The 20,087-nt window shown below is 53.5% G+C and carries 15 protein-coding genes; 6 read left to right on the top strand and 9 right to left on the bottom strand.

The genetic code is table 11. The annotated features are described in order from the left end of the window. Positions 1-34: 34 nt before the first annotated feature. Together DQG13_RS01050 and DQG13_RS01045 are read right to left on the bottom strand one after the other, a co-directional pair. Positions 35-610 (bottom strand): putative ABC transporter permease, encoded by a 576-nt coding sequence (locus tag DQG13_RS01050; RefSeq protein WP_113017501.1) that lies wholly within the window; start codon positions 608-610, stop codon positions 35-37. A 46-nt stretch (positions 611-656) separates the two neighbouring features. Further along, positions 657-4,985: a 2-hydroxyacyl-CoA dehydratase gene (locus DQG13_RS01045; protein WP_113017500.1), complete on the bottom strand. Its 4,329-nt coding sequence runs from the start codon at positions 4,983-4,985 to the stop codon at positions 657-659. A gap of 453 nt (positions 4,986-5,438) precedes the next feature. Between DQG13_RS01045 and DQG13_RS01040 the strand changes: the two genes are divergently transcribed. From DQG13_RS01040 to DQG13_RS30475, 5 genes are all read left to right on the top strand, one after another. Continuing rightward, positions 5,439-6,017 carry an RNA polymerase sigma factor gene (locus tag DQG13_RS01040; RefSeq protein WP_113017499.1) on the top strand — a complete coding sequence of 193 codons (579 nt, stop codon included), beginning with the start codon at positions 5,439-5,441 and terminating at the stop codon, positions 6,015-6,017. Positions 6,018-6,063: 46 nt separating this feature from the next. After that, entirely contained in the window at positions 6,064-6,777 is a 714-nt protein-coding gene (locus tag DQG13_RS01035) for a DUF4367 domain-containing protein (protein WP_181592496.1), read from the top strand. 83 nt (positions 6,778-6,860) lie between these two features. Further along, on the top strand, positions 6,861-7,187 hold the full coding sequence (locus DQG13_RS01030) for a hypothetical protein (protein WP_113017497.1): 327 nt from the start codon (positions 6,861-6,863) through the stop codon (positions 7,185-7,187). A gap of 235 nt (positions 7,188-7,422) precedes the next feature. After that, entirely contained in the window at positions 7,423-8,586 is a 1,164-nt protein-coding gene (locus DQG13_RS01025; protein ID WP_113017496.1) for a hypothetical protein, read from the top strand. Continuing rightward, a complete protein-coding gene (locus DQG13_RS30475) occupies positions 8,583-9,590 on the top strand; it encodes a hypothetical protein (RefSeq protein ID WP_146767073.1) in 1,008 nt (335 codons plus the stop codon). The genes DQG13_RS01025 and DQG13_RS30475 overlap by 4 nt, the downstream gene beginning before the upstream one ends. A gap of 580 nt (positions 9,591-10,170) precedes the next feature. On the opposite strand, the gene hfq is transcribed toward DQG13_RS30475, so the two are convergent. The 3 genes from hfq to DQG13_RS01010 all read right to left on the bottom strand — a co-directional run bounded on the left by hfq (position 10,171) and on the right by DQG13_RS01010 (position 13,129). Then, positions 10,171-10,365, bottom strand: a complete 195-nt coding sequence (gene hfq / locus DQG13_RS01020) for an RNA chaperone Hfq (RefSeq protein ID WP_113017495.1) — start codon at positions 10,363-10,365, stop codon at positions 10,171-10,173. A 98-nt stretch (positions 10,366-10,463) separates the two neighbouring features. Next, complete coding sequence (locus DQG13_RS01015; protein ID WP_113017494.1) at positions 10,464-11,768, bottom strand: glycoside hydrolase family 18 protein; 1,305 nt, start codon at positions 11,766-11,768, stop codon at positions 10,464-10,466. 152 nt (positions 11,769-11,920) lie between these two features. Next, entirely contained in the window at positions 11,921-13,129 is a 1,209-nt protein-coding gene (locus DQG13_RS01010) for a CobW family GTP-binding protein (RefSeq protein ID WP_113017493.1), read from the bottom strand. 184 nt (positions 13,130-13,313) lie between these two features. On the opposite strand from DQG13_RS01010, the gene DQG13_RS01005 reads away from it, so the two are divergent. Next, positions 13,314-13,832: a MogA/MoaB family molybdenum cofactor biosynthesis protein gene (locus DQG13_RS01005; protein ID WP_113017492.1), complete on the top strand. Its 519-nt coding sequence runs from the start codon at positions 13,314-13,316 to the stop codon at positions 13,830-13,832. 70 nt (positions 13,833-13,902) lie between these two features. On the opposite strand, the gene DQG13_RS01000 is transcribed toward DQG13_RS01005, so the two are convergent. The 4 genes from DQG13_RS01000 to DQG13_RS00985 all read right to left on the bottom strand — a co-directional run bounded on the left by DQG13_RS01000 (position 13,903) and on the right by DQG13_RS00985 (position 19,966). After that, positions 13,903-14,310, bottom strand: coding sequence for a bacteriohemerythrin (locus DQG13_RS01000; protein WP_220094309.1), 408 nt, complete (start codon positions 14,308-14,310; stop codon positions 13,903-13,905). 256 nt (positions 14,311-14,566) lie between these two features. Continuing rightward, positions 14,567-14,998: a GtrA family protein gene (locus DQG13_RS00995; RefSeq protein ID WP_258525402.1), complete on the bottom strand. Its 432-nt coding sequence runs from the start codon at positions 14,996-14,998 to the stop codon at positions 14,567-14,569. Positions 14,999-15,019: 21 nt separating this feature from the next. Further along, positions 15,020-15,997, bottom strand: a complete 978-nt coding sequence (locus DQG13_RS00990; RefSeq protein ID WP_113017491.1) for a glycosyltransferase family 2 protein — start codon at positions 15,995-15,997, stop codon at positions 15,020-15,022. A gap of 72 nt (positions 15,998-16,069) precedes the next feature. Beyond that, positions 16,070-19,966: a glycosyltransferase family 39 protein gene (locus DQG13_RS00985; RefSeq protein WP_113017490.1), complete on the bottom strand. Its 3,897-nt coding sequence runs from the start codon at positions 19,964-19,966 to the stop codon at positions 16,070-16,072. Positions 19,967-20,087: the final 121 nt, after the last annotated feature.

Below are 20,087 nucleotides of genomic sequence, written 5' to 3'. Positions count from 1 at the left end.
GTTCCACCCGCCGGAGGCTCCTGCTTGCGCCATTCTATTTGGCCGCGGGCTTCAGGGCCCGAGCCGACTTGACCACCGTCCAGCCCACATCCAGGAGAAGCGCCACCAGCGCCAGCTCCCAGACAGGCTGCCAGACGGGCTGAAGCAGGCGGTACAGCCATGCCGCGGCGGGCTGGAGGACGTAAACCATGGCCAAGGCCAGCAGCATCCAATATAGAGAAAACCGCAGACAGACCAGCCCGCCAACCTGAAAGCGGCAATTGGCATAGCTCCAATACTGTTTATGGAACATCCGGAACAGAAGCAGCCCGCTTGCATATTCCACCGCAGTGGGAATCGCCAAAGCGAGAACGGCCACAGCCCACAGCGGTGTGGCGGGTCCGGTGAGCAGCAGAAGCAGCACCGGAGCCAATCCGTACATGGGCTTCCAGGGCCCCGTCAAAAAGCCCTCTCCCGCAAGCCGTCTCTCCACCGCCAGGTGGTAGCCATGCTCCAGCAGCCACCCCATCCAGGCATACAGCAAAAAGGTAAACAATACTCCGGGCACATCCTCCAGCGACAGATACGCCGCTGATCCCAAGCCCAGGTAACCGGACAGCAGCTCCTCCATCCGCCCGCTCCTCCTCCCACAGGGATTTCCTGTGGCTTAGGATGCGTCAGGAGAAGGATAAATATTCCTTGGCCGCCTGGACGGTATCCTGCAGCGGAGTTTCTTCCTTCTCCGCAGGCCGCTTTTCCTTGAGGGCTCCGGCAATCATCAGCTTCAGCCGGTTCAGCTGGTTAACCTCGGCGGCGCCGGGGTCATAATCGATGGCCGCCAGGTTGGCGTGAGGGTAACGCTCCTTCAGCGCCTTGAACATGCCTCTGCCGGTAATGTGGTTGGGCAGACAGGCAAAGGGCTGGAGACAGGCGATATTATGCACCCCGTCCTCGATCAGCTCCACCATTTCGGCGGTCAAGAGCCAGCCCTCTCCGCATTGGTTGCCCAACGATACCAGCCCCTCCACCTTGCGGGTCAGCTCCATAATCGTATGAGGCGGGGTAAATCTGGCGCTTCTGCCCAGCGCCGCGCGCATCTCCTTGCGGTAACCCTCAAGGATTCTTGTCACCGCCTGCAGGGCCAGATGCTTGCCAGCCTTCATATTCAGCTTTTTATAGTAAAAGTCCGCGTCATAAAAGCAATACAGGAAAAAGTCCAGCAGATCCGGCACCACAGCCTCCATGCCTTCCTGCTCCAGATAACCCACAATATCATTGTTGGCGCCGGGATGGAATTTAATAAGAATTTCCCCGACTACGCCCACCCGCGGCTTGCGGTGCTCATGGATCGGCAGCTGCTCAAACTCCTCCACGACGCTGCGGATATTGGCCTTATACACGCTGAATTTGCCGCTGCGGACGGAGGCCTTGCAGCGCTCCATCCATTTCCGGAACAGGGCGGTGGCCGCACCCTTTTCCAGCTCGTAGGGCCGAGTCCGGTACAAGAGACGCATAAGCAGATCCCCGTAGGCAAAAGCCATAACGCCCTTGTTAAGCAATCCCGGGGAAACCTTGAAGCCCGGACCGGAGGGTTCGGAGGTGAAGCCCAGAGGGATCACCGCCACATCCCCGAAGCCTGCATCCGCCAGCGCCTTGCGCAGGAAGCCGATGTAATTGGTAGCCCTGCAGCCGCCGCCTGTCTGGGTAATCATGACAGAGGTGTTTTTCGGGTCGTAGTTTCCGGATTTCAGGGCGGAGACCAGCTGGCCTACCACCAGAATGGACGGGAAGCAGGCGTCATTGTTCACATATTGCAGCCCGGCGTCCACCGTCTTTTTATCGGTGGTTTTGATCACCTTCAGATTATAGCCTGATGCCTGGAAGGCCTCCTCCAGCAGTTCAAAATGGATAGGCGACATCTGCGGCACCAAAATGGTATGGGTTTGGCGCATTTCCCCGGTAAACAGCTTCCGGGGGCGTTTTCCCGCACCCGGCGCCGTCGCGGCCACAGCCGAAGCCGCACCGCCGCCTGCCGCCTTATTGCGCTCCAGGGCCTGGCGCTCCTCCATGGCCGCCAGCAGGGAACGGATGCGAATGCGCACCGCCCCCAGATTGCTGCCCTCGTCGATTTTCAGCAGGGTATGCATCCGCCCGGCTTGCTCCAGAATCTCCCGCACCTGGTCCCCGGTGATGGCGTCGATGCCGCAGCCGAAGGAGTTCAGCTGCACCAGCTCCAGGTTGGGCTCCCGGGCCACCAGGGAGGCGGCCGCGTACAGCCGCGAATGGTACATCCACTGGTCCACGAAGGTCAGGGGGCGCTCCACCGCCTCCAGATGGGCCACGGAATCCTCCGTCAGCACGGCAAGCCCCATGCCTGCCACCAGATCCGGGATGCCGTGATGGATTTCCGGGTCCAGATGATAGGGGCGTCCGGCCAGCACAATGCCCCGTTGTCCGGTTCGCTTAAGCATCTGCAGAGTTTCCTCACCCTTGCGGCGGATATCCGCCTGGGCCCGGGCCTCCTCCTCCCGCGCCGCCTGCACAGCCGCCTCCACCTCCTGGCGGGTGACGCCGTACTCCTGCAGCTCCTCGTACAGCCGCTTGGCCAGACGCTCCGTATTGTCGAAGGGCAGATACGGATGGAGAAACGGAATATCCCGCTCCTTCAGCACATCCAGGTTATTCTTCAGCACCTCCGGGTAAGAAGCCACCACCGGACAATTGTAGTGGTTGTTGGCCGCGGGATGCTCGTTGCGCTCATAAGGCAGGCACGGATAAAAGATAAACCGCACATCCCGCTTGGCCAGACTGGTTACATGACCATGGGTCAGCTTGGCCGGGAAGCAGGCCGTATCCGAAGGCACGGACTCCAAACCCTGCTCATAGAGCTTGCGGGTGGACTTGGGAGACAGCTCTACCCTGAATTTCAGGGCGGTAAAGAAGGTATGCCAGAAGGGATAATTCTCATACAGGTTCAGCACCCGGGGAATGCCCACCTTGCCCCGGACCGCCTCCTCCTCGGGCAAGGACCGGTATCCAAACAGGCGCTTGTATTTGTAATCGAACAGATTCGGCGTATCCTCGCAGGACTTCTCCCCGCCGGCTCCCCGCTCGCAGCGGTTGCCGGTAACATGGCGCCTGCCGTCGCCAAAGCTGTTCACCGTCATAAGACATTGGTTGCCGCACAGCTTGCAGCGCTCCATCTTCGATTCGAAGACCAGCCGCTCCAACGCCTCCGCATCCAGAAGGGTGCTCCGTTCATTGGCGGCGCCGCGCTCCCGGGCGATCAGGGCGGCTCCGAAGGCTCCCATAATGCCGGCGATCTCCGGCCGCACCGCCTCCCGGCCCGTCACCCGCTCAAAGGCGCGCAGCACAGCATCGTTCTTAAAGGTTCCACCCTGAACGACAATATGCTTGCCCAGCTCCTCGGGGTTGCGGATCTTAATAACCTTGTACAGGGCATTGTGAATAACCGAATAGGATAAGCCCGCGGAAATCTCCCCCACCGTGGCCCCTTCCTTCTGGGCCTGCTTCACCTTGGAATTCATGAAGACGGTGCAGCGGGAGCCCAGATCCAGGGGTTCCTTGGCCAGCAGGGCATTGGCCGCAAACTCCTCCACGTTCATCTGCAGGGATTCGGCGAAGGACTCCAGGAAGGAGCCGCAGCCCGATGAGCAGGCCTCGTTCAGCATAATGCTGTCGATGGCGCCGTTTTTGATCCGCAGGCATTTCATATCCTGGCCGCCGATGTCGATAATAAGATCAACGTCGGGCAGGAAATGGCGGGCCGCCTTGTAATGGGCCACCGTCTCGATTTCGCCCCATTCCGCGCCAATCGCCGCTTGGATCAGCCCTTCTCCGTAGCCGGTGATGGTCGCTCCGGCCACGATAGCCCCGGCGGGCAGCTCCCGGTACATCTCCCGGACGATGGATACCGCCGATTGCAGAGGTTTGCCGCCGTTCTTCATGTAGCGGGTAAACAGCAGGTTGCCCTCCTCGTCGATGAGGGCCGCCTTGGTGGTGGTGGAGCCGGCGTCCAGACCCAAGAAGCACCTGCCGGCATAATCCGCCAGATTCCGTTGGCCCACCGTCCGGTTGTGCCGCCGGCGGAACTGCTCCAGCTCCTCCTCCGAGGCAAACAGGGGAGCCAGCCTGCCGGAGGCCTCCTCGCGGGCCTCAAACAGCCTGGGCAGGGACGCCGCCAGGGACTTGATGGTTATCGGCTCATCCCCCCGGGCAGACAGGGCTGCCCCCATGGCCACATACAGTTGGGAATGCGCGGGCATCACCACCTGCTCCGGAGGCAGGGCAAGGGTTTCGATAAACCGCTGCCGCAGCTCCGTCAGATAGTACAAGGGCCCTCCCAGGAAAGCAACGTTGCCTTTGATCTTTTTACCGCCGGCCAAGCCACCGATGGTCTGGTTCACCACCGCCTGAAACACGGAGGCGGCAATATCCTCACGGTTGGCCCCCTCGTTCAGGAGCGGCTGCACATCGGTTTTGGCGAAGACGCCGCAGCGGGAGGCGATAGGGTACAGGGTGTTATAACGGCCGGCAAGCTCGTTCAAGCCCGCCGCGTCGGTCTGGAGAAGCGCCGCCATCTGGTCCACGAAGGCTCCCGTGCCGCCGGCGCAGGCGCCGTTCATCCGCTGGTCGACCCCGCCTTCGAAGAAGGTGATCTTGGCGTCCTCCCCGCCCAATTCAATGGCCACATCGGTATGGGGAATAAAACGCTCCACCGCCTCTGTGCCGGCCACCACCTCTTGGATGAAGGGCAGCCCCAGCCACTTGGAGACGGCTATGCCGCCGGAACCGGTTACGCGTACAGATACACTGGCGCCGGAATAGCGGACACAGGCATCTTTTAACAAACGAAATGTTGTGGTGCGGATATCCGAGTAATGGCGTTCGTATTTGTCATAGACCAATTGCCCATGCCCATCCAGAATCACCAGCTTTACAGTTGTGGAACCGATATCCAGTCCCATGCATAACCGATCCCTCATGTTTGTTCACACTCTTTCTACTGCCATGTCACTTGGCATGTGAAGTCTATCTTCTCATTATAATGCCGAACCCGCCCGGACGTAAGACCTTATTTATCATTATTCAAATCTTTACAGAAGCAGTCTATGATTTTTGTCCGCTGCGCGGCTTTCTTTCCGCCGTAAAAAGCCCTTCCACTGGACAATGTCATTAAGCAAAAACCCAAAAATCAAGAACAAGAGCAGGTTATCGAAAAGATAGCCTGTTTTTGTTTTGCGCGAAATAACAGAGACAAAATCATAAGAATTGTGATGTTTTGAATTTACTGGAAGAGAAGAGAGGGATTATAGTAGAATCTATAAGCCAGCGTTCGATAACCGCGGATTACAGCTAAGGGAAGGCACAACAAACAGCTGCCGATAACTTTTCAAATTCCTGCTGTTTGGGTTTATTCACTAATACGGAGGTGTCGTATGCTGCCTTTATTTATATCCATGATTGAAGATGAGAGCGACCGGGACTACATGGCCGGTTTATATCAGCAGTACTATCCATTAATAAAAAAGAAAGCATATGACCTGGTTGGGAATTACTCCATCACGGAGGATCTTGTTCAGGATGTTTTTATAAAATTAATCCCTAAAATTTCTCTTTTACGATCTTTGGACAGTTGTAAAAGAACACCTTACATCGTTTATACAATTAGAAGCGTATGTATGGATTATATTCGCAAGCAAGCTCGCGGTTCTGCAAAGCTGCAGGCGGCTGGCGCAATTGATTTGGAAGAAATTGAGGATACCCAAGCCTCGCCGGAGGAACAAACGATAAAGAGGGAGAGCTATGAGGCCTTGGGCAGAGCCCTGGAGCATATACCGGAAAAAGACCGGCAACTGCTGATTTACAAATATCTGATAGGACTGAAGGATAAAGAAATCGCCGGCATCATGGATATTCCCACTCGAAATATTCAAGGGTATTTATCCCGTGCCCGGCACCGGGCACGGACTGTATTGTTCGAAGAAAGGGTGAAGCAGGATGAGGAAACCAACTAATTCGACGGATCGAACCTCACTCATGGAGGAATACAAGGAGATTCAATTGAAGCTGGCTTTAGCCAGCTACATGGAACAAGAAGGGAAGAAACTTCTGGAAGAGAATGAGGAACTGCGGAAGAATCTCTTTTTTCATCCAACCGAAGCGGAGACCAAGCAGTTCCTGAAGCGATTGAATCGCCATCTTGTCGTTCACCGAATCAAAAAGGGAATCAAGCTTTTTTTTACTAGCTCTAAAAAAACGGTACTTGTTGCTTCTCTGTTGCTTCTGCTATTAGCTTTGTCCTCCATGACCGTAGAGGCCGTGCGTGTTAAAATGTTTACTCTGTTTGTTCAACTGCGAGATGAATACACGGAAATTCGATTGGGACACCAAAATGCGGATAAGGGTGCGGGAAAGCATCTGGAAGTCAACTGGGAGCATGCGTATGTTCCGGTGCGAATTCCGGAGGACTACCACATTATCAATGTGACCAATCTTGAAAACATAAAAGGGATCGAATATGCCCATAACGACGGTGGATTTATCTTGTTTCAACAAAAACGGGAAGGCAGCAGTATGAATGTAGATACGGAAGATGCTGATGAGGTTATTCAAACTGCAATCCAAGGATCACAAGGACTAATGGTACGAAAAGGTGAGAAATGGACTGTCATCTGGCAGAAACAGTCTGAATTATTTATGATCCTGGGCGAGCATACAGGATTAGGCCGGGAGCAGTTCCTGGACATAGCGGAAAGTGTAGAATTGCTCCAATAATTTTTCTGCAGAGTGTGTTGTAAAATAGGAGGTTTGATCGTTTTATATGATGTAAGGAAAAAAATAGGAGAAGGAGGTCTTCAATGGTACGTAAACGGATGGTATCATTACTCTTTGCTTTTTTTGTTTTGCTTGCATCAGGTGCCGTTGCACAGGCTGACGGAAGCACTGAAACGTTGAGTGAAGGAGGTACGGTCACTCCCTATTACCAGCATATTTCATTCGTTGGAGCATCACTTTCGATTGGGCAGTGGGGCCGCGCCGTTTCCAGTGGGGATGTGTATGTATCGGATGAGCATAATTCTACTCTAACCATTAAGCTTCAGCGCTTAAACGGCGGTATTTGGGCAACAGTGGAGTCATGGAGCGAATCTTTCTCAGGAAAGGCTATCATGCTCTTGAAAAGGTGACGTATGTGTATTCAGGCTATACTTACCGAGTTCTCACCTCCGTTGTAATCACGAATGGGAGTACTGTTTTGGAGTCGGCTTCTGCAATTTCATCAGAGGTGGAGTATTAATTTATTTTGCGGCATTAGAATATTTTATATATTTATACTTTAAAGGTAATATTCATTATATTTCAATGATTTATTTCAGAGGGAAATCTTGTTGAAGATTTAGATTCTACGCGGGAGGGAATGCGATGAAGATGAATAAAAAGAAATCATTATGGTTCGGTGGTTTTACGGTGTTAGTCCTCATCATTGGTGTTGCATCTGTTTCTGCTTCCGGTTTCAATCTGTCAAGTTTCAAAAAGACAGAAGGTGTGAAACAAGTGCAGGAAGGAGTACTTGTGGATTTACCTACTAAAAAAGATAAACAGGATATTATCAATTCAATTGATCCAGTAACAGGAGCTCCAACTTTGCAATCGAAAGCGAAAGCTAAAGATAGAAACGTACTGTCAAAGTCTTTTGTCGCAGATGATACCCGCAAAACTCTTGATGTGCCGTACGTGAAGGAGAATGACAAAGAAGTTGCCATTTATGATCCGGTTACAACATTATGGACCGTACCGATTCCAGGAACAAACGAGTATCTTATCAGTTTTGACGGTACGATTTATCGAACCGACTGGAAAAATGGTAAGTTGGAAAAGTTTTTGAAAGATGAAGTTAATGGATACAAAAAGGATGAAACTCTGTCTAAGCAAGTGGAAGGAATCGGAACGCCTCTTTGGGGATCTGCTCCCGCTGTAAGCCCCACTGGAGCGTATGTGCTCTTTTTCTCCGAACGCAGCATGGTGAATGGAGAAGACAAGAATGGGCAGCTGTGGATTAAAAATATTAAAACAGGCGACGAGCAACCTGTTTTGTCAGGTGGCGCGGGAGTCATTGGCTGGTTAAATAATGAGACAGTCATCTTGGATAGTCAACATATCATTTCTCTTAATGTTGAGACTGCTAAAGCAGAGATACTGATTGAGGATGGTACGATTAATGCAGCCTTGTTAAAAGATCAACTAGTTTATCAAATTAATCCCGGCTCTCTGACTCTTCAATCCATACAGACGGGAAAAAAGACCGAGGTCCCCAGTCTGCTGATTAATCGCGTCGCTTCGTTGCAGTCCCATGGATCATGGGTTGCCTTGCACAATCAGGAAAAAGACGGAGAGCCGGATTTTTCAGTAGTGCTCTATAATGTAGACGAGAAGACGTGGAAGGTCATTCATGCCCCGCCCAACACTTGGATAGATGGAGTTTCTTGGATGGATAGCACCACCCTGCTAATTCAAACCAGTGTAAAAGGGACTTTAGATGAAGCGACTTACACAGTAAATATTGATGAAGTGGAGGTGGCAAAATGAAAAAAACCTTATCCTTACTTCTCGGAATGATTCTTTTCTTTTCTATAAATACCCAGGTTTTTGCTATCAGTTATGTCGATCAATTCACAGAATATTACTACACAGGTTCAGTAGGGACAGCTCGCTCTCCGTTTCACGTAGGAAATACGGATGCAGGGGCGGATGATTTTTCTCTCCCGACTCACCGGATTAACGGACCTAATAATCAACCAAGGTATCTGAGTGGTTCATCCGATGTTCATAATGGAACAGATTTAAGAGGCGACTCAACATATTACGTATATCCAATGTTCAGAAGTATTGTCAGGAGTGTTACGGCACCTGGTACAGTCAATAACGGCAATGTTGTTGTAGAGTATGATATTGATGGGAATGGAACCTGGGATGGTTACTATGCGAAATACATGCACATCAATCCTACTTCTGGGCTTGTTGCAAACACTACAGTGTTGACCCCCACTAACAAAATTGGTCAAATTGATATTTTAAGAGGATCAGGATGGCCCCCTCATTTGCATTTGCAAGATACGAATAGCTCAGGGTCATCTTCAATTAAATTATTTCGTTTCTTCCGCGGGGTACAAAACTGGGGATACGGATATTACATGGATTTTTTAGCAGGTGATGCGATGGTTGGTAATTCACTTTATATTTCAGTCAATTCTATGGACGATGGAGTTAATGCTGCCCCAACTAGAGTGGAGTTCTATTATAAAATAGGCTCTAGTGGTTCTTGGAACCAGGGACCTAATATGACACAAACCGGGGTTGGCAACTCAAGCGGCGATTACTACCGATATTCCATTGATCTAAAGACCGCTTCCGGTGCATCTTCAGGACAAACAGTGTATTATTATCTGGCTGCTATTCGTGGAAATGGTACTATTTCATCGTCTTACAACTGGGGATTATGGCCACAGCGTTACAAAATGCCTAACAAAACTCCCGCTCAAATTATAGCAGATGGGTATACTCCAACGGTACAGTCATATTATGTGCCTTAAGAAGGCCGACTGGCGAGGCTCGGATCGCTTCAGGCAAAATAGCATCCCACATGGTTAGTTGAAAGAAATGATAGAATCCATGAAAGTTATTATCAAAACAATCCGGATGTTGATTTGACTGATCCCAAGGTTATTGAGGTTTTAGCACAAAATTGATAAAAAGAATAAGCTTGTTGAGCGAATCGATCAAGCTATTGATGAAGGCAAGAAAACCACCGACCAGATTTTAGATTTTTACGGAGTTTGAAGAAAAGCGGAATTGAGAAATTAGGTTTGCAGCGGAATGGGGTTTATCTTGTCCGTGTTTTCCTTCTCATTCAAATCAAAAACCATCTGTCATTGGCATTTGGCAGGTGGTTTTTTTGCGTTAATGGGTAATAAAAGGAGGCTTCCCACGCCCTACATTCCTTTTCTCCGAACAAAAGCGCCGCGTCAACTCGGGTGGATCTGGTGGATTTTTTGCAGCGGCTAAGGCACAGGGGCTGCTGAGTTTCTCGTATGAGGGTAGCGTTGCTCTTGTTCTTGATTTTGTTAACTAAAACCAAACCCGGCCTGAAGTTCAGGCCGGGCTCAAAGCAGGTTAATCCGGTATAATCGTGGACAACGCGTGTTTGTAAAGCATACTCTGTTTGCCCGAGCGCGCCCGGACCAAAACGACAAATTTGTCAAACGCCTCGATCTTTCCCTTCAGCGGCACTCCGTTCACCGTTATGACGGTGCACTCCCGCTTTTCCTTCCACAGCATATGAAGCTGCTCATCCTGATTGACGGTCATAGCTATCCCTCTCTCTTTCTATAGGTCTGCTATTACTACTATAGCACACGGCCGTCAAGAACTTCTAAAATTGGAGAGAAAGTCAAGGATTATTTTTTTCAAGGGGGCGTTGGCGGCGGTTTTTTGACAATCACAAAATTATTCTCCAGCAACAGCCAGTTCTGCGGGAAGGGCAGCCCCAGCTTCCAATAGCTGATTCCCCGGATTCCCAGCTCCTTTAGCAGATTGAATTTGGCTTGAATGGAACGGGCATCCTCAAACCAAACCACATGCTCCTTGCCGTCGCTGCTTCTGTAGGTGAAATGGGGCGCCTGCGCCTGGTAGTCATAGGATATCGCTGCCCCATACTGTCTGGCCAGCTCTATGGCGGCTTGCGGGCTCACCGCCCGGGCAAACGGCCCTCCCTGCACATACGGCAGGGTCCAGTCATACCCGTACAAATTTTGCCCCATCATAATTTTCTGTGCGGGAATCTCCGTCAGGGCGTATTCCAGCACCCGGCGCACCGGGCCAATCGGGGAAACCGGCTGGGGCGGGCCGCCGCTGTACCCCCATTCATAGGTCATGATCACCACAAAATCCACAATCTGCCCGTGGGCTCTGTAATCATGGGCCTCATACCATCTGCCCTGCTGGGTTGCGCTGGTTTTGGGAGCCAGGGCGGTGGAGATCAGATAACCCTTGGCGTGAATCCGGGCTGCCGCTTTCCGCAGGAAGGCATTGTAGGCCTCCCGGTCGGCCGGACGCAGATACTCCATGTCAAAATGGATATCCCGGAAACCCAGGCGCTCTGCAGTGGACAGAATATTGTCCAGCAGAGTATTCTGCAGCTCCTCGCTGTTCAGGATGACCTGCCCCAGCTCATCGCTGAACTGGTCATTCTCCAGGTTGGTGACCACCATCATCAGGGTGACGCCGTCATTCCGGGCAATGGTTGGCAGTTCCCCCAAGGGAGGCGGCTGAAGAGTCCCGTCCCGGTTGATCCGGAAGCTGAAGGGAGCCAGATAGGTAAGATGGGGCGCCGCCTGGCGGGAAGCATTGGTCAGGGCTGCGCTGACCTCGCTGCCGCGGGGCTCCACATAGGCATTGACCTCCGCCCTGCTTCTGGGCCGCGGAGGGATGTAGAGACGGGTGCCGACGGATAAAACGCCGTTCGCCGGTATCCGGTTGACCCTGGCCAGCTCCTGGTACGGGATTCCCCACTGCCTGCCAATGCTGTAAAGGGAATCCCCCTGTCTGACCCAATAATAGGAGCCGTCGATGGGAATGACCAAAGCCTGGCCGACCACCAGTCCGGCAGCAGCGGGAATTTCATTGGCTGCGGCGATAGCGTCCACTGTGGTGCTGTACGTCTGGGCGATGCCAAACAAGGTTTGTCCTGCTTGCACGACATGAATTTGCACGGTACTCCTCCTCCGGAATGTCCCTGTCCTGCCATTACTACACACATATGCGGAACAGCCCGGGATAAGACGCAAAACTTGTGCCGGCTGCAGGAGGGAAAGCGCTGGAGTTGGTTAGAGCGGGAGACAATTGGTCAAGCAGCCGCTCCGCCTTAGCTGCCTGCCCTTTGTTCCTCCAGCTTGTCCATTTCCGCTTCCAGGTAAGCTCTCGGAATCTGTTCGCCAATAAACACCACCACATCGGGAACCTGGATCTGGGGAGTAATCTTCATAAAATCCGCCTGCCGGTAAGCATATTGAAACAGATAACGGCTGGCGGTATCCTTGAAGGTCAGCACACCTTTGGCCCGGTAAACCTCCTCCGGCAGACGGCCCACCATAGCTTCAAACGCCGCGCTGTCCACAGGTCCCGTCAGATAGCGGGTGTAGACCATCACATGCTCATGGCTGTGGTGGTACCCCTCCTTGGAGTGTTCCCCGCCGCAGCAGGTATGCCCATGCTCGTGATGCTCAGAATGTCCGTGATGCTCATGATCGTGTTCGTGGCCGCCATGGCAACAATGATGTCCATCCTCTTGCTCATGATGGTGTCCGTGTTCATGTTTGTGGTGATCATGTTCATGATGATGCGTGTCTTCATGCTCGTGGTGATCATGTTCATGATGATGCGTGTCTTCATGCTCGTGGTGATCATGTTTATGATCGTGCCCGTGTTTTTCTCCGCACCCGCAAGCATTCCTCTCTTTCGGCGAGCCGTCCAGCCTGTCCAGCAGCCGCAGATCAATGTCCGATTTCACCGCGCGGACCAGCATACCATGGGGATTCCATGCCCGCAGGGTCTCCTCCAGGGAAGCCAGCGCCGGTTCGTCCACCAGATCGGTTTTGTTCAGGATAATCAGGGACGCGCAGCGGATCTGCTCCTCCAGCAGACGGTAGGTTTTGCCTGCCGCCTTGGCGGTTTCCGCCAGCAGCATAGCCGCATCCGCCACCGTGATCACACCCTTCAGCTCCATCCGGGTGTACAGGGATGCCTCTGTTACCCCGTCCAGAATTTCCATGGGGTTGGCCACGCCTGTCGCTTCAATGAATATGGCATCGGGGGCTTCGTCCCGAATGAGCTGCTGCACCGCAATCCCCAGATCGCCCTGAATCGTACAGCAGATGCATCCGTCCAGCAGTTCCGCCATAGGCACCTCCAGGCCAACGGCAACTCCGTCCAGATTCACCTCGCCCAGCTCATTCATCACAACGGCGGGCTTTTGCCCTTTTTCCTGCAGGGACCGGATAATCCGGCTTAACAGGGTGGTTTTTCCGCTGCCCAAAAATCCCGCTAAAATATATACCGGCACAGGCCGCTCCATCCAGATGCTCCTCCTTCAAGGCCCTCTTTTACAGGGTCGTCTCAATGGTAATTGTTACGATTACTCACATTGGTACTACTATAATTCCTGGCTTACACTCTGTCAATCCGGCCCTTCTGTGTTACACTGATACAAACCGGAAGCCCAAGAGGGTATTTCCAACAATCATAAGGAGCCTAAAAAAATGGAAAACTCCGTCCAGATTCACCGGCGCGAAGCCCCGTCCAACGTCCGGTGCATGATCCTTACTCTATCCGATACCCGCACCGCCGAAACCGACAAAAGCGGGCAAAGCATCTGGCAGCTGCTGGAGGAGGCCGGACACACCGTGGCAGCCTACAGCATTGTCAAAGACGACAAAGCAGGTATACAAGAGCTTTTGCTCCAGGCCGTGCGCAATCCTGCAATCGAAGCGGTTCTGATGAACGGCGGGACAGGCATCGCTCCCCGGGACAACGCCTATGAGGCGGTTAAGGAAATTTTGGACAAGGAAATGCACGGCTTCGGCGAAATTTTCCGCTACCTGAGCTTTACGGAGGATATTGGCACCGCCGCCATCCTGAGCCGCGCTATTGCAGGCGTGAAGGAACGGACGGCTATCTTCTCCATGCCCGGATCGACGGGAGCCGTCAAGCTGGCCATGACCCGCATCATCCTCCCCGAGCTTGGACATGTGATGCGGGAAATCTACAAGCAGCCATAGTGGAAGCTCCGCACAAAAAAACCCCCAAAGGCCGGACGGCGTCCGTACCCGCGGGGGTTGGTTTAAGGTGCTACAGGATGTTGTTGATCCGCAAGAATTGGCCGATCTTCATGTCGCTTTTGCTGATGTGGGACAGCAGCCAATCCGTGAGAGTACGGTTCAGCTTCAGGGTGCTTACAATGGTGGCGCCCTGTTCCTGAATGCTTGCCTCCAGCTCCAGCACGGAAGCCACAAAATCATCATGATCCTTTTTGTGCTCCACATATTCGGGGTAGTTGTACTTCAGCATGATCTCTTCTTCCGACCGGAAATGCTCAACCGTATAATCCCGCAGGAAGGCCAGAGTCTCCATAATCTTCTCCTTGCCCTTCTGCTGGATGCAGGCATCCAGAAACTCGTTCAGCTTCGCCACCAGCTCCTGATGCTGCTGGTCCACTTCGTCGATTCCGATATTGTAAGTTTCTCTCCATGAGATCATCGGCGCCCCCCTTATCCATTCCAGATGATGGTAATTGCTTAATTAAATTAAATCCAATTTCCCCCTCCGCATACAATTATATTTATCACATATTTTGAGGTTTTTTGATAAGGAGGGACATCTGTCGGCATCCATTGACAACCTGCTCCCTGCCATGCTGCCTGGTCCCTCAACGGACATCTCCTGACTCTGTGCATCGACCACCAATCAGGGGAAGCAACAAAAAAACGCCGGAGCTCCTCTCCAGCGCTGAAGGCTATTGGCCGCGGAACACCCACAGCTTGCTGCCGATATAATTCACCACTACCGTAACGGCGGTTACTCCGATTTTGGCCACCAGCGGGTGAAAGCCCAGGCCGGTTTTGAGAATATAGAGCAGTCCGATGGATAACAGGAGCGTAGCGAGATTCACCAGGACAAACCGGGCAAATTCCCCCTTATCCACCTTCCCCGCATTGGCCTTCTCCCCGCCTAGCGCAGCCTTGCCGCCAAAGGTCCACAGCTTGTTCACCACATAGCTATTCAACGTCCCTGCGGAATAGGAGAATACCTGGGCCACCAGATATTGCATCCCCAGCCAGGTCAGGAGAGCATACACCAGAAAATCCACCGCCGTGTTCATAACGCCCACAAGGCCAAACTTAATAAACTGAATCAGACCCTGCATCCGGCCCACGGAATTACTCATATCCATCCTCCTGCGCCGCAATCAGCGGACCCGTTCCGGCTCAGGTATTTGTTCCTTGGCGGAAGGGGAAGGGACGCCGCCCTTGACCTCCTGGATAATGTACAGGGGGCGGTCCTTGGACTCGTCGTAGATCCGTCCGATATATTCGCCGATGATGCCCAGCAGGATCAGCACAATCCCGTTGAAAAACAGGTTGATGGCTACGGTTGACGCCCATCCGGCGGTAGTGGAGCTGGTAAACAGCGCCTGGTACAGCACCACCAGCAGATAAATGAAGCTTAAGCCCGATAGGCAAAAGCCCAGATAAGTGGCCAGCTTCAACGGCTTGTACGAAAAAGAGGTAATGCCGTCCATGGCGAAGCGGATCATTTTCTTCAGAGGATATTTGGTTTCCCCTGCCCAACGCTCCTCCCGAACATATTCCACCGAGGTCTGGCGGAAGCCGACCCAGCTGACCAGGCCGCGGACAAAACGATTCTTCTCCTTAAGCCCGCGCAGCACATCCGCCACCTTGCGGTCGATCAGCCGGAAATCCCCGGTATCCACGGGAATTTCCACATTGGTCATGCTGCGCAGGAGCCGGTAGAAAAACTTGGCCGTCGCTTTTTTGAAAATCGTCTCTCCCTTGCGCTTCAGCCGTTTGCCGTAGACGACATCATAACCTTCCTTCCACTTGTCAATCATTTCAAGAATAATGGAAGGCGGGTCCTGCAGGTCAGCGTCAATAACCACAATCGCATTTCCCGCGGCATAGTCCATACCGGCCGTAATGGCAATCTGATGCCCGAAGTTCCGGGAGAAATTGAGCAGGCGGACATGGGAGTCGCGTTCGCACAACCGGCTCACAATCTCTACGGTTCTGTCCCGGCTGCCGTCATTGACAAACAGCAGCTCGTAGGACTCTCCGGTTTCATCCATAACTTCCCTCAGGCGCTTGTAGGTTTCCTCAATTACGGCCTCTTCGTTGTACATCGGAACAATAATCGAATACTGTACCATGTTTCCTTCCCTCCTGCCGCTCCGGCCCTCGGCTAATGCCTGTCCGCAGGGCGGCTTTCTTGATCTGCAGAATTAATTGCTGTAGAAATACCAGGTGCCGAACCAGCGCAGCACGTTGGCTACATAGGACTTGTCCACTACCATTCCGGACAGAACCGGATAGAACAGAATGAACAGCACCAGCACAGCGCCCATATAAAACCAGTTTACCCAACGCCGCATGCCAAGCTCCTCATTCAGAATCTTGAAGACGTAAACCAGGCACAGCACAATGAAGGGCACCATGGCAAAATAGTGGTAAATAAAGGTCAGCCGGGTGACCAGCATCCACGGCAGATACTGGGAGCAGAAGGCGGTCAGAATGACAATCATGCCCTTGTCCCGCCTTCTTACCGCCAGAATGATGACAGCAATGACGGCAGCCAGGCCCAGCCACCACACCAGCGGGTTGCCCATGGACACGATGCTGGATACCTGCCCTTCAGGCAGAAGCGACTGGCCGGAATAGAACCAGATGGGCTTGATGATAAACGGCCACTCCCACCACGGGGAAGCAAAGCCGTGGGTAGCCACCAGCTTGCTGTGGTAATCCCACATGTCCTTCTGGTACTGGATCAGGTGGTCCAGGGAGAAGCCCTCTCCCGGAACCGTCATGTACGGGATAAAGGAGGCGCTGTAGATAATCCCCGGAATAATGACGAAGAAGGGAATGCACCAGAGTACAGTTTTAATGAGAGAAGGCCAGAACAATCTCCGGACCCGCTCCAGCGCCGCATGCTCCGCCGCGGAATCGGCATCAGCCGGTTCACCCGGCTCCTTGTCATCCGCCCGGAGGAGGGCGGTTCTCCGCTTGCGGGAGCTTATGCGGCCTTCAGGCTGCCCGTCCGGCTGCAGCGCATCTCCCGCAGCCTGATACTCCCGGAATCTCCCGTAGAGGGAGGCGAAGAACAGAACGGCCAATCCGGCCCCGCCGTACAGCACAATCCACTTGCTGGCCGCGCCGATGCCGAAGAACAGGCCCGACAGGAACAGCGGCAGCAGCGTCTTCCGCAGGGGCACCCGGTAGAAGCTCATGGCCATGTACCGGTACATGAAGTAGAACATCAGGATGATGAAGAACACGCCGTAGGTATCGATAGTCGCAATCCGGGTCTGGGCAAAATGCATAAAATCAAAGGTAAACAGGAAGGCCGCCATAAACGCCAGATGGGTGGAGCGGAACAGCCGCTTGCCGAACACATACATGATGGGCACCATGGCGATTCCGAACAGATTGCCCATAATCCGCCAGCCGAAGGGATTCATCCCGAACAGCTTGATGCCGATGGCGATAATCAGCTTGCCCAGAGGCGGGTGGGTATTCTCGTATGGCTTGATATTGTGGATATGCTCATACGCTGTGCGCGGATGGTAGATTTCATCAAAATAGCTGCCATGCATATACGTCGGATGGTAATGGGAATCCTCTGGTTCGTCGAACAGCAGGCCGATGGAGCCGCGCACGGGGGGCGTCATGCCGTCGGCATGGATGGCTTCCACAGCCAAGGGCTTCTCCCCATCCTTTTCATAAAAAGCCAGCTCGCTTAAGGAAATCCCTCCGGTTTCCACGGTGAATTTCGCATAACGGGCCGCAATATCCGTTTTTTGCACACTCCAGGTAAAGAACTTGGTATAGGTCACATCCACCGTCTGGGGATCGCTCCAGCCGTCGGGCGCATTCTGGGCAAATTCGATCTTCAGCTTGCCCTCGCCGATCTCCGCATAGCTGTTGATCCGCTCAATATGCTTTACCGAGCCAAAATCCACATAGAAGCTTTCGCCGCTGACCGCCGGCTCCCAAACCGTCTCCGGAGCCTTCAGCGATCCCAGATTATAGAAGGACACCGCGGCATAAACCGCCGTCAGCCCCAGCATCAATTGCCAGTCCCGGCGCGTGAGCCCCAAACGAAGGGATTCCGGGAGACCTCCGGAGGACTTCACCCCCTGCAAACTGTCCCCTGCGGCGGTATCCCGAAGGCTGCGCTCAAACTGGGGATCATAAACCGGCTGCAGCCGCCCCTTTACAAACACATCATAGCCGATTTTCAGCAAATAACCAAACAGTGCCAGGCTTGCAAAGGAAGTGAGCAGCATCACCCCGTCGGTCTTGGCCGGCGCCGCCCCGTCCCAGCTTAGGTTGAGGACATACGCCACATTCAGATAGTGGCAGACGGACAGGCCCACAAACGATTGCAGGAGCCGCCTGTCCTTCACATGCACGAATGCGGCAAGAACAAGAGCCACGGCAGGGAACCAATAGCGCTCATGCATCTTGGAGCCGAAGAGAAACATGGTGGAAATCAGCACCAGCCCGATAAAATATGGCAGCCCCTCCGTGTGATGCTTGCCCTTCAGGAAATAATACAGCGCCAGTCCCACGGCAACGAAGATGAACAGCGTGCCCCAGGTGCCGTAGGAGAACAGGATGAAGGTATCCGACAGCGGCTTCCAGTTCCCCAGGGTCAGGGCGTACAGGTTAAAGGCGTTCAATGAAGCATAGGGATAGGACATCAGCGTTTCCTTGTACAAATGAATGATCCATAAGGGTTTCATGGACAGGGAAAACGGCAGGATTCCCGCCACAAGCACAGCCAGCCCGCTGGCGGCGGATTGAAGGAAGCTCTTCCAGCTTTTGCCCTGCCAATAGAAAAACAGCAGCACCGGCGTATAGATCAAGGCTTGCGGTTTAATAAGCACGGTAAGGGCAAACAGGATGCCGGCGGCAATGGGCTTTTTGTCCCGGACGGCATTGAAGGTCAGCAGCAGGAACAAAGTGAAGAAGGAATCCACCTGGCCCCAGTCTGCGGAATTGATCAGTATGGCCGGATTGAACACATACAGGAGCGCAATGCCGAAGGCGGCCCCCTGGCCCAGCTTCTTCCCGGCCATCCGGTAGAACAATCCCGCCGTGGCCAAATCCGCCAGCATGGCGGGCAGCTTCATCAAAACCAGGAGCGGCATGGAATCCGCGGCCAGGTTATAAAAAGCCTGGAGCTTGCCCAGGACATACAGCACGTAGATGTAGCCCGGAGGATAATCCACGAACATGTCCGTATTGTAAAATTGGGTCAGTCCGCCGGAAGCCGCATGGGAGGCCCAGGCCTTGAAGGTATTCATGTCGCTGACGTAGCCCGGGCTTCTCGCCAGGAGCAGGCGCAATACAAGCCCGGCAGCCAGCAGCACGAACAGCCATAGTTGAGCCCGGGCGGGGGAGAAGCGCCCCATGCGGTCCTTGCGGAATAAGGTGATATACGCAATGCCATACAGCATAAAGAAAGCCAGGGCATAGCCCATCAGCTTGAAGGGTGTGCCCGTAGTGGCCGCAGCCGGCTTGCCGTCGGCTCCTGCGTTGGTTTTGGCTTCGGTGAAGGAGGCGACGGTGACCCCTGTGGGAGCGGCGTCCACTTCCTCCAGGGCAATGTCGTCAAACCAGGCTTTGCCTTTGTTCAGGCTGCCATACCCGCCCAAGCGGGCGGCAACCTTGATCTCCTTCTGCTTGTCGCCGGTTCTGCCGTACAGCTCCACGTACAAAAACTCGCCGCCGGTATCCAGAAGATCGGCGGACATATCCATGGACCCCAGCACCGACAGGTTGGCCCCTTTGGCCCCGCCAGTTGCCCCCTCCGCCCTGATCCAGCCGGAGAGCTTGTACAGGGTGTTGGGCTTTACCTCTACCTTCTGTACCCACTTCGCATCGTTTTCTCTCGCACTCTCAATGTAAGCGGCCTTGCTGCCGCTATGGACAGGAGATTCCGTTACAGAAAACCTGCTGTACGTGTCCCCGCTGTTCCAGACATCGGTTTCCCAGGATGAAGCGCCTTCCTCAAAACCGGAATTATGTATGAGACCCTCTGCGGCGAATCCTGCGCTTGCCCACAAAAACAACCCCAGCAAGGAGCAGATCCCCAGCTTTCCCAACCACGACTTCATCTAAGCAACCTCCACCCGTCTCTTGCATTCTTCTACCATTATGCCAAATGGATACCCGACTGAACAAGTACATGACGCCAAAAACACCAAAAACCGCCAAAATTCAAACAATAAACCCGGC

This window comes from Paenibacillus sp. YN15 (assembly GCF_003285005.1).
GTDB lineage: Bacteria > Bacillota > Bacilli > Paenibacillales > NBRC-103111 > Paenibacillus_AR.
This window is presented reverse-complemented; position numbering and strand designations above follow the sequence as displayed.

What these genes read in the sequence shown, in the direction of transcription:
- DQG13_RS01050 (WP_113017501.1), bottom strand. Translation starts at nt 610, where the DNA reads ATGGAGGAGCTGCTGTCCGGTTACCTGGGCTTGGGATCAGCGGCGTAT.
- DQG13_RS01045 (WP_113017500.1), bottom strand. Translation starts at nt 4,985, where the DNA reads ATGAGGGATCGGTTATGCATGGGACTGGATATCGGTTCCACAACTGTA.
- DQG13_RS01040 (WP_113017499.1), top strand. Translation starts at nt 5,439, where the DNA reads ATGCTGCCTTTATTTATATCCATGATTGAAGATGAGAGCGACCGGGAC.
- DQG13_RS01030 (WP_113017497.1), top strand. Translation starts at nt 6,861, where the DNA reads ATGGTACGTAAACGGATGGTATCATTACTCTTTGCTTTTTTTGTTTTG.
- DQG13_RS01025 (WP_113017496.1), top strand. Translation starts at nt 7,423, where the DNA reads ATGAAGATGAATAAAAAGAAATCATTATGGTTCGGTGGTTTTACGGTG.
- DQG13_RS30475 (WP_146767073.1), top strand. Translation starts at nt 8,583, where the DNA reads ATGAAAAAAACCTTATCCTTACTTCTCGGAATGATTCTTTTCTTTTCT.
- hfq (WP_113017495.1), bottom strand. Translation starts at nt 10,365, where the DNA reads ATGACCGTCAATCAGGATGAGCAGCTTCATATGCTGTGGAAGGAAAAG.
- DQG13_RS01010 (WP_113017493.1), bottom strand. Translation starts at nt 13,129, where the DNA reads ATGGAGCGGCCTGTGCCGGTATATATTTTAGCGGGATTTTTGGGCAGC.
- DQG13_RS01005 (WP_113017492.1), top strand. Translation starts at nt 13,314, where the DNA reads ATGGAAAACTCCGTCCAGATTCACCGGCGCGAAGCCCCGTCCAACGTC.
- DQG13_RS01000 (WP_220094309.1), bottom strand. Translation starts at nt 14,310, where the DNA reads ATGATCTCATGGAGAGAAACTTACAATATCGGAATCGACGAAGTGGAC.
- DQG13_RS00995 (WP_258525402.1), bottom strand. Translation starts at nt 14,998, where the DNA reads ATGAGTAATTCCGTGGGCCGGATGCAGGGTCTGATTCAGTTTATTAAG.
- DQG13_RS00990 (WP_113017491.1), bottom strand. Translation starts at nt 15,997, where the DNA reads ATGGTACAGTATTCGATTATTGTTCCGATGTACAACGAAGAGGCCGTA.
- DQG13_RS00985 (WP_113017490.1), bottom strand. Translation starts at nt 19,966, where the DNA reads ATGAAGTCGTGGTTGGGAAAGCTGGGGATCTGCTCCTTGCTGGGGTTG.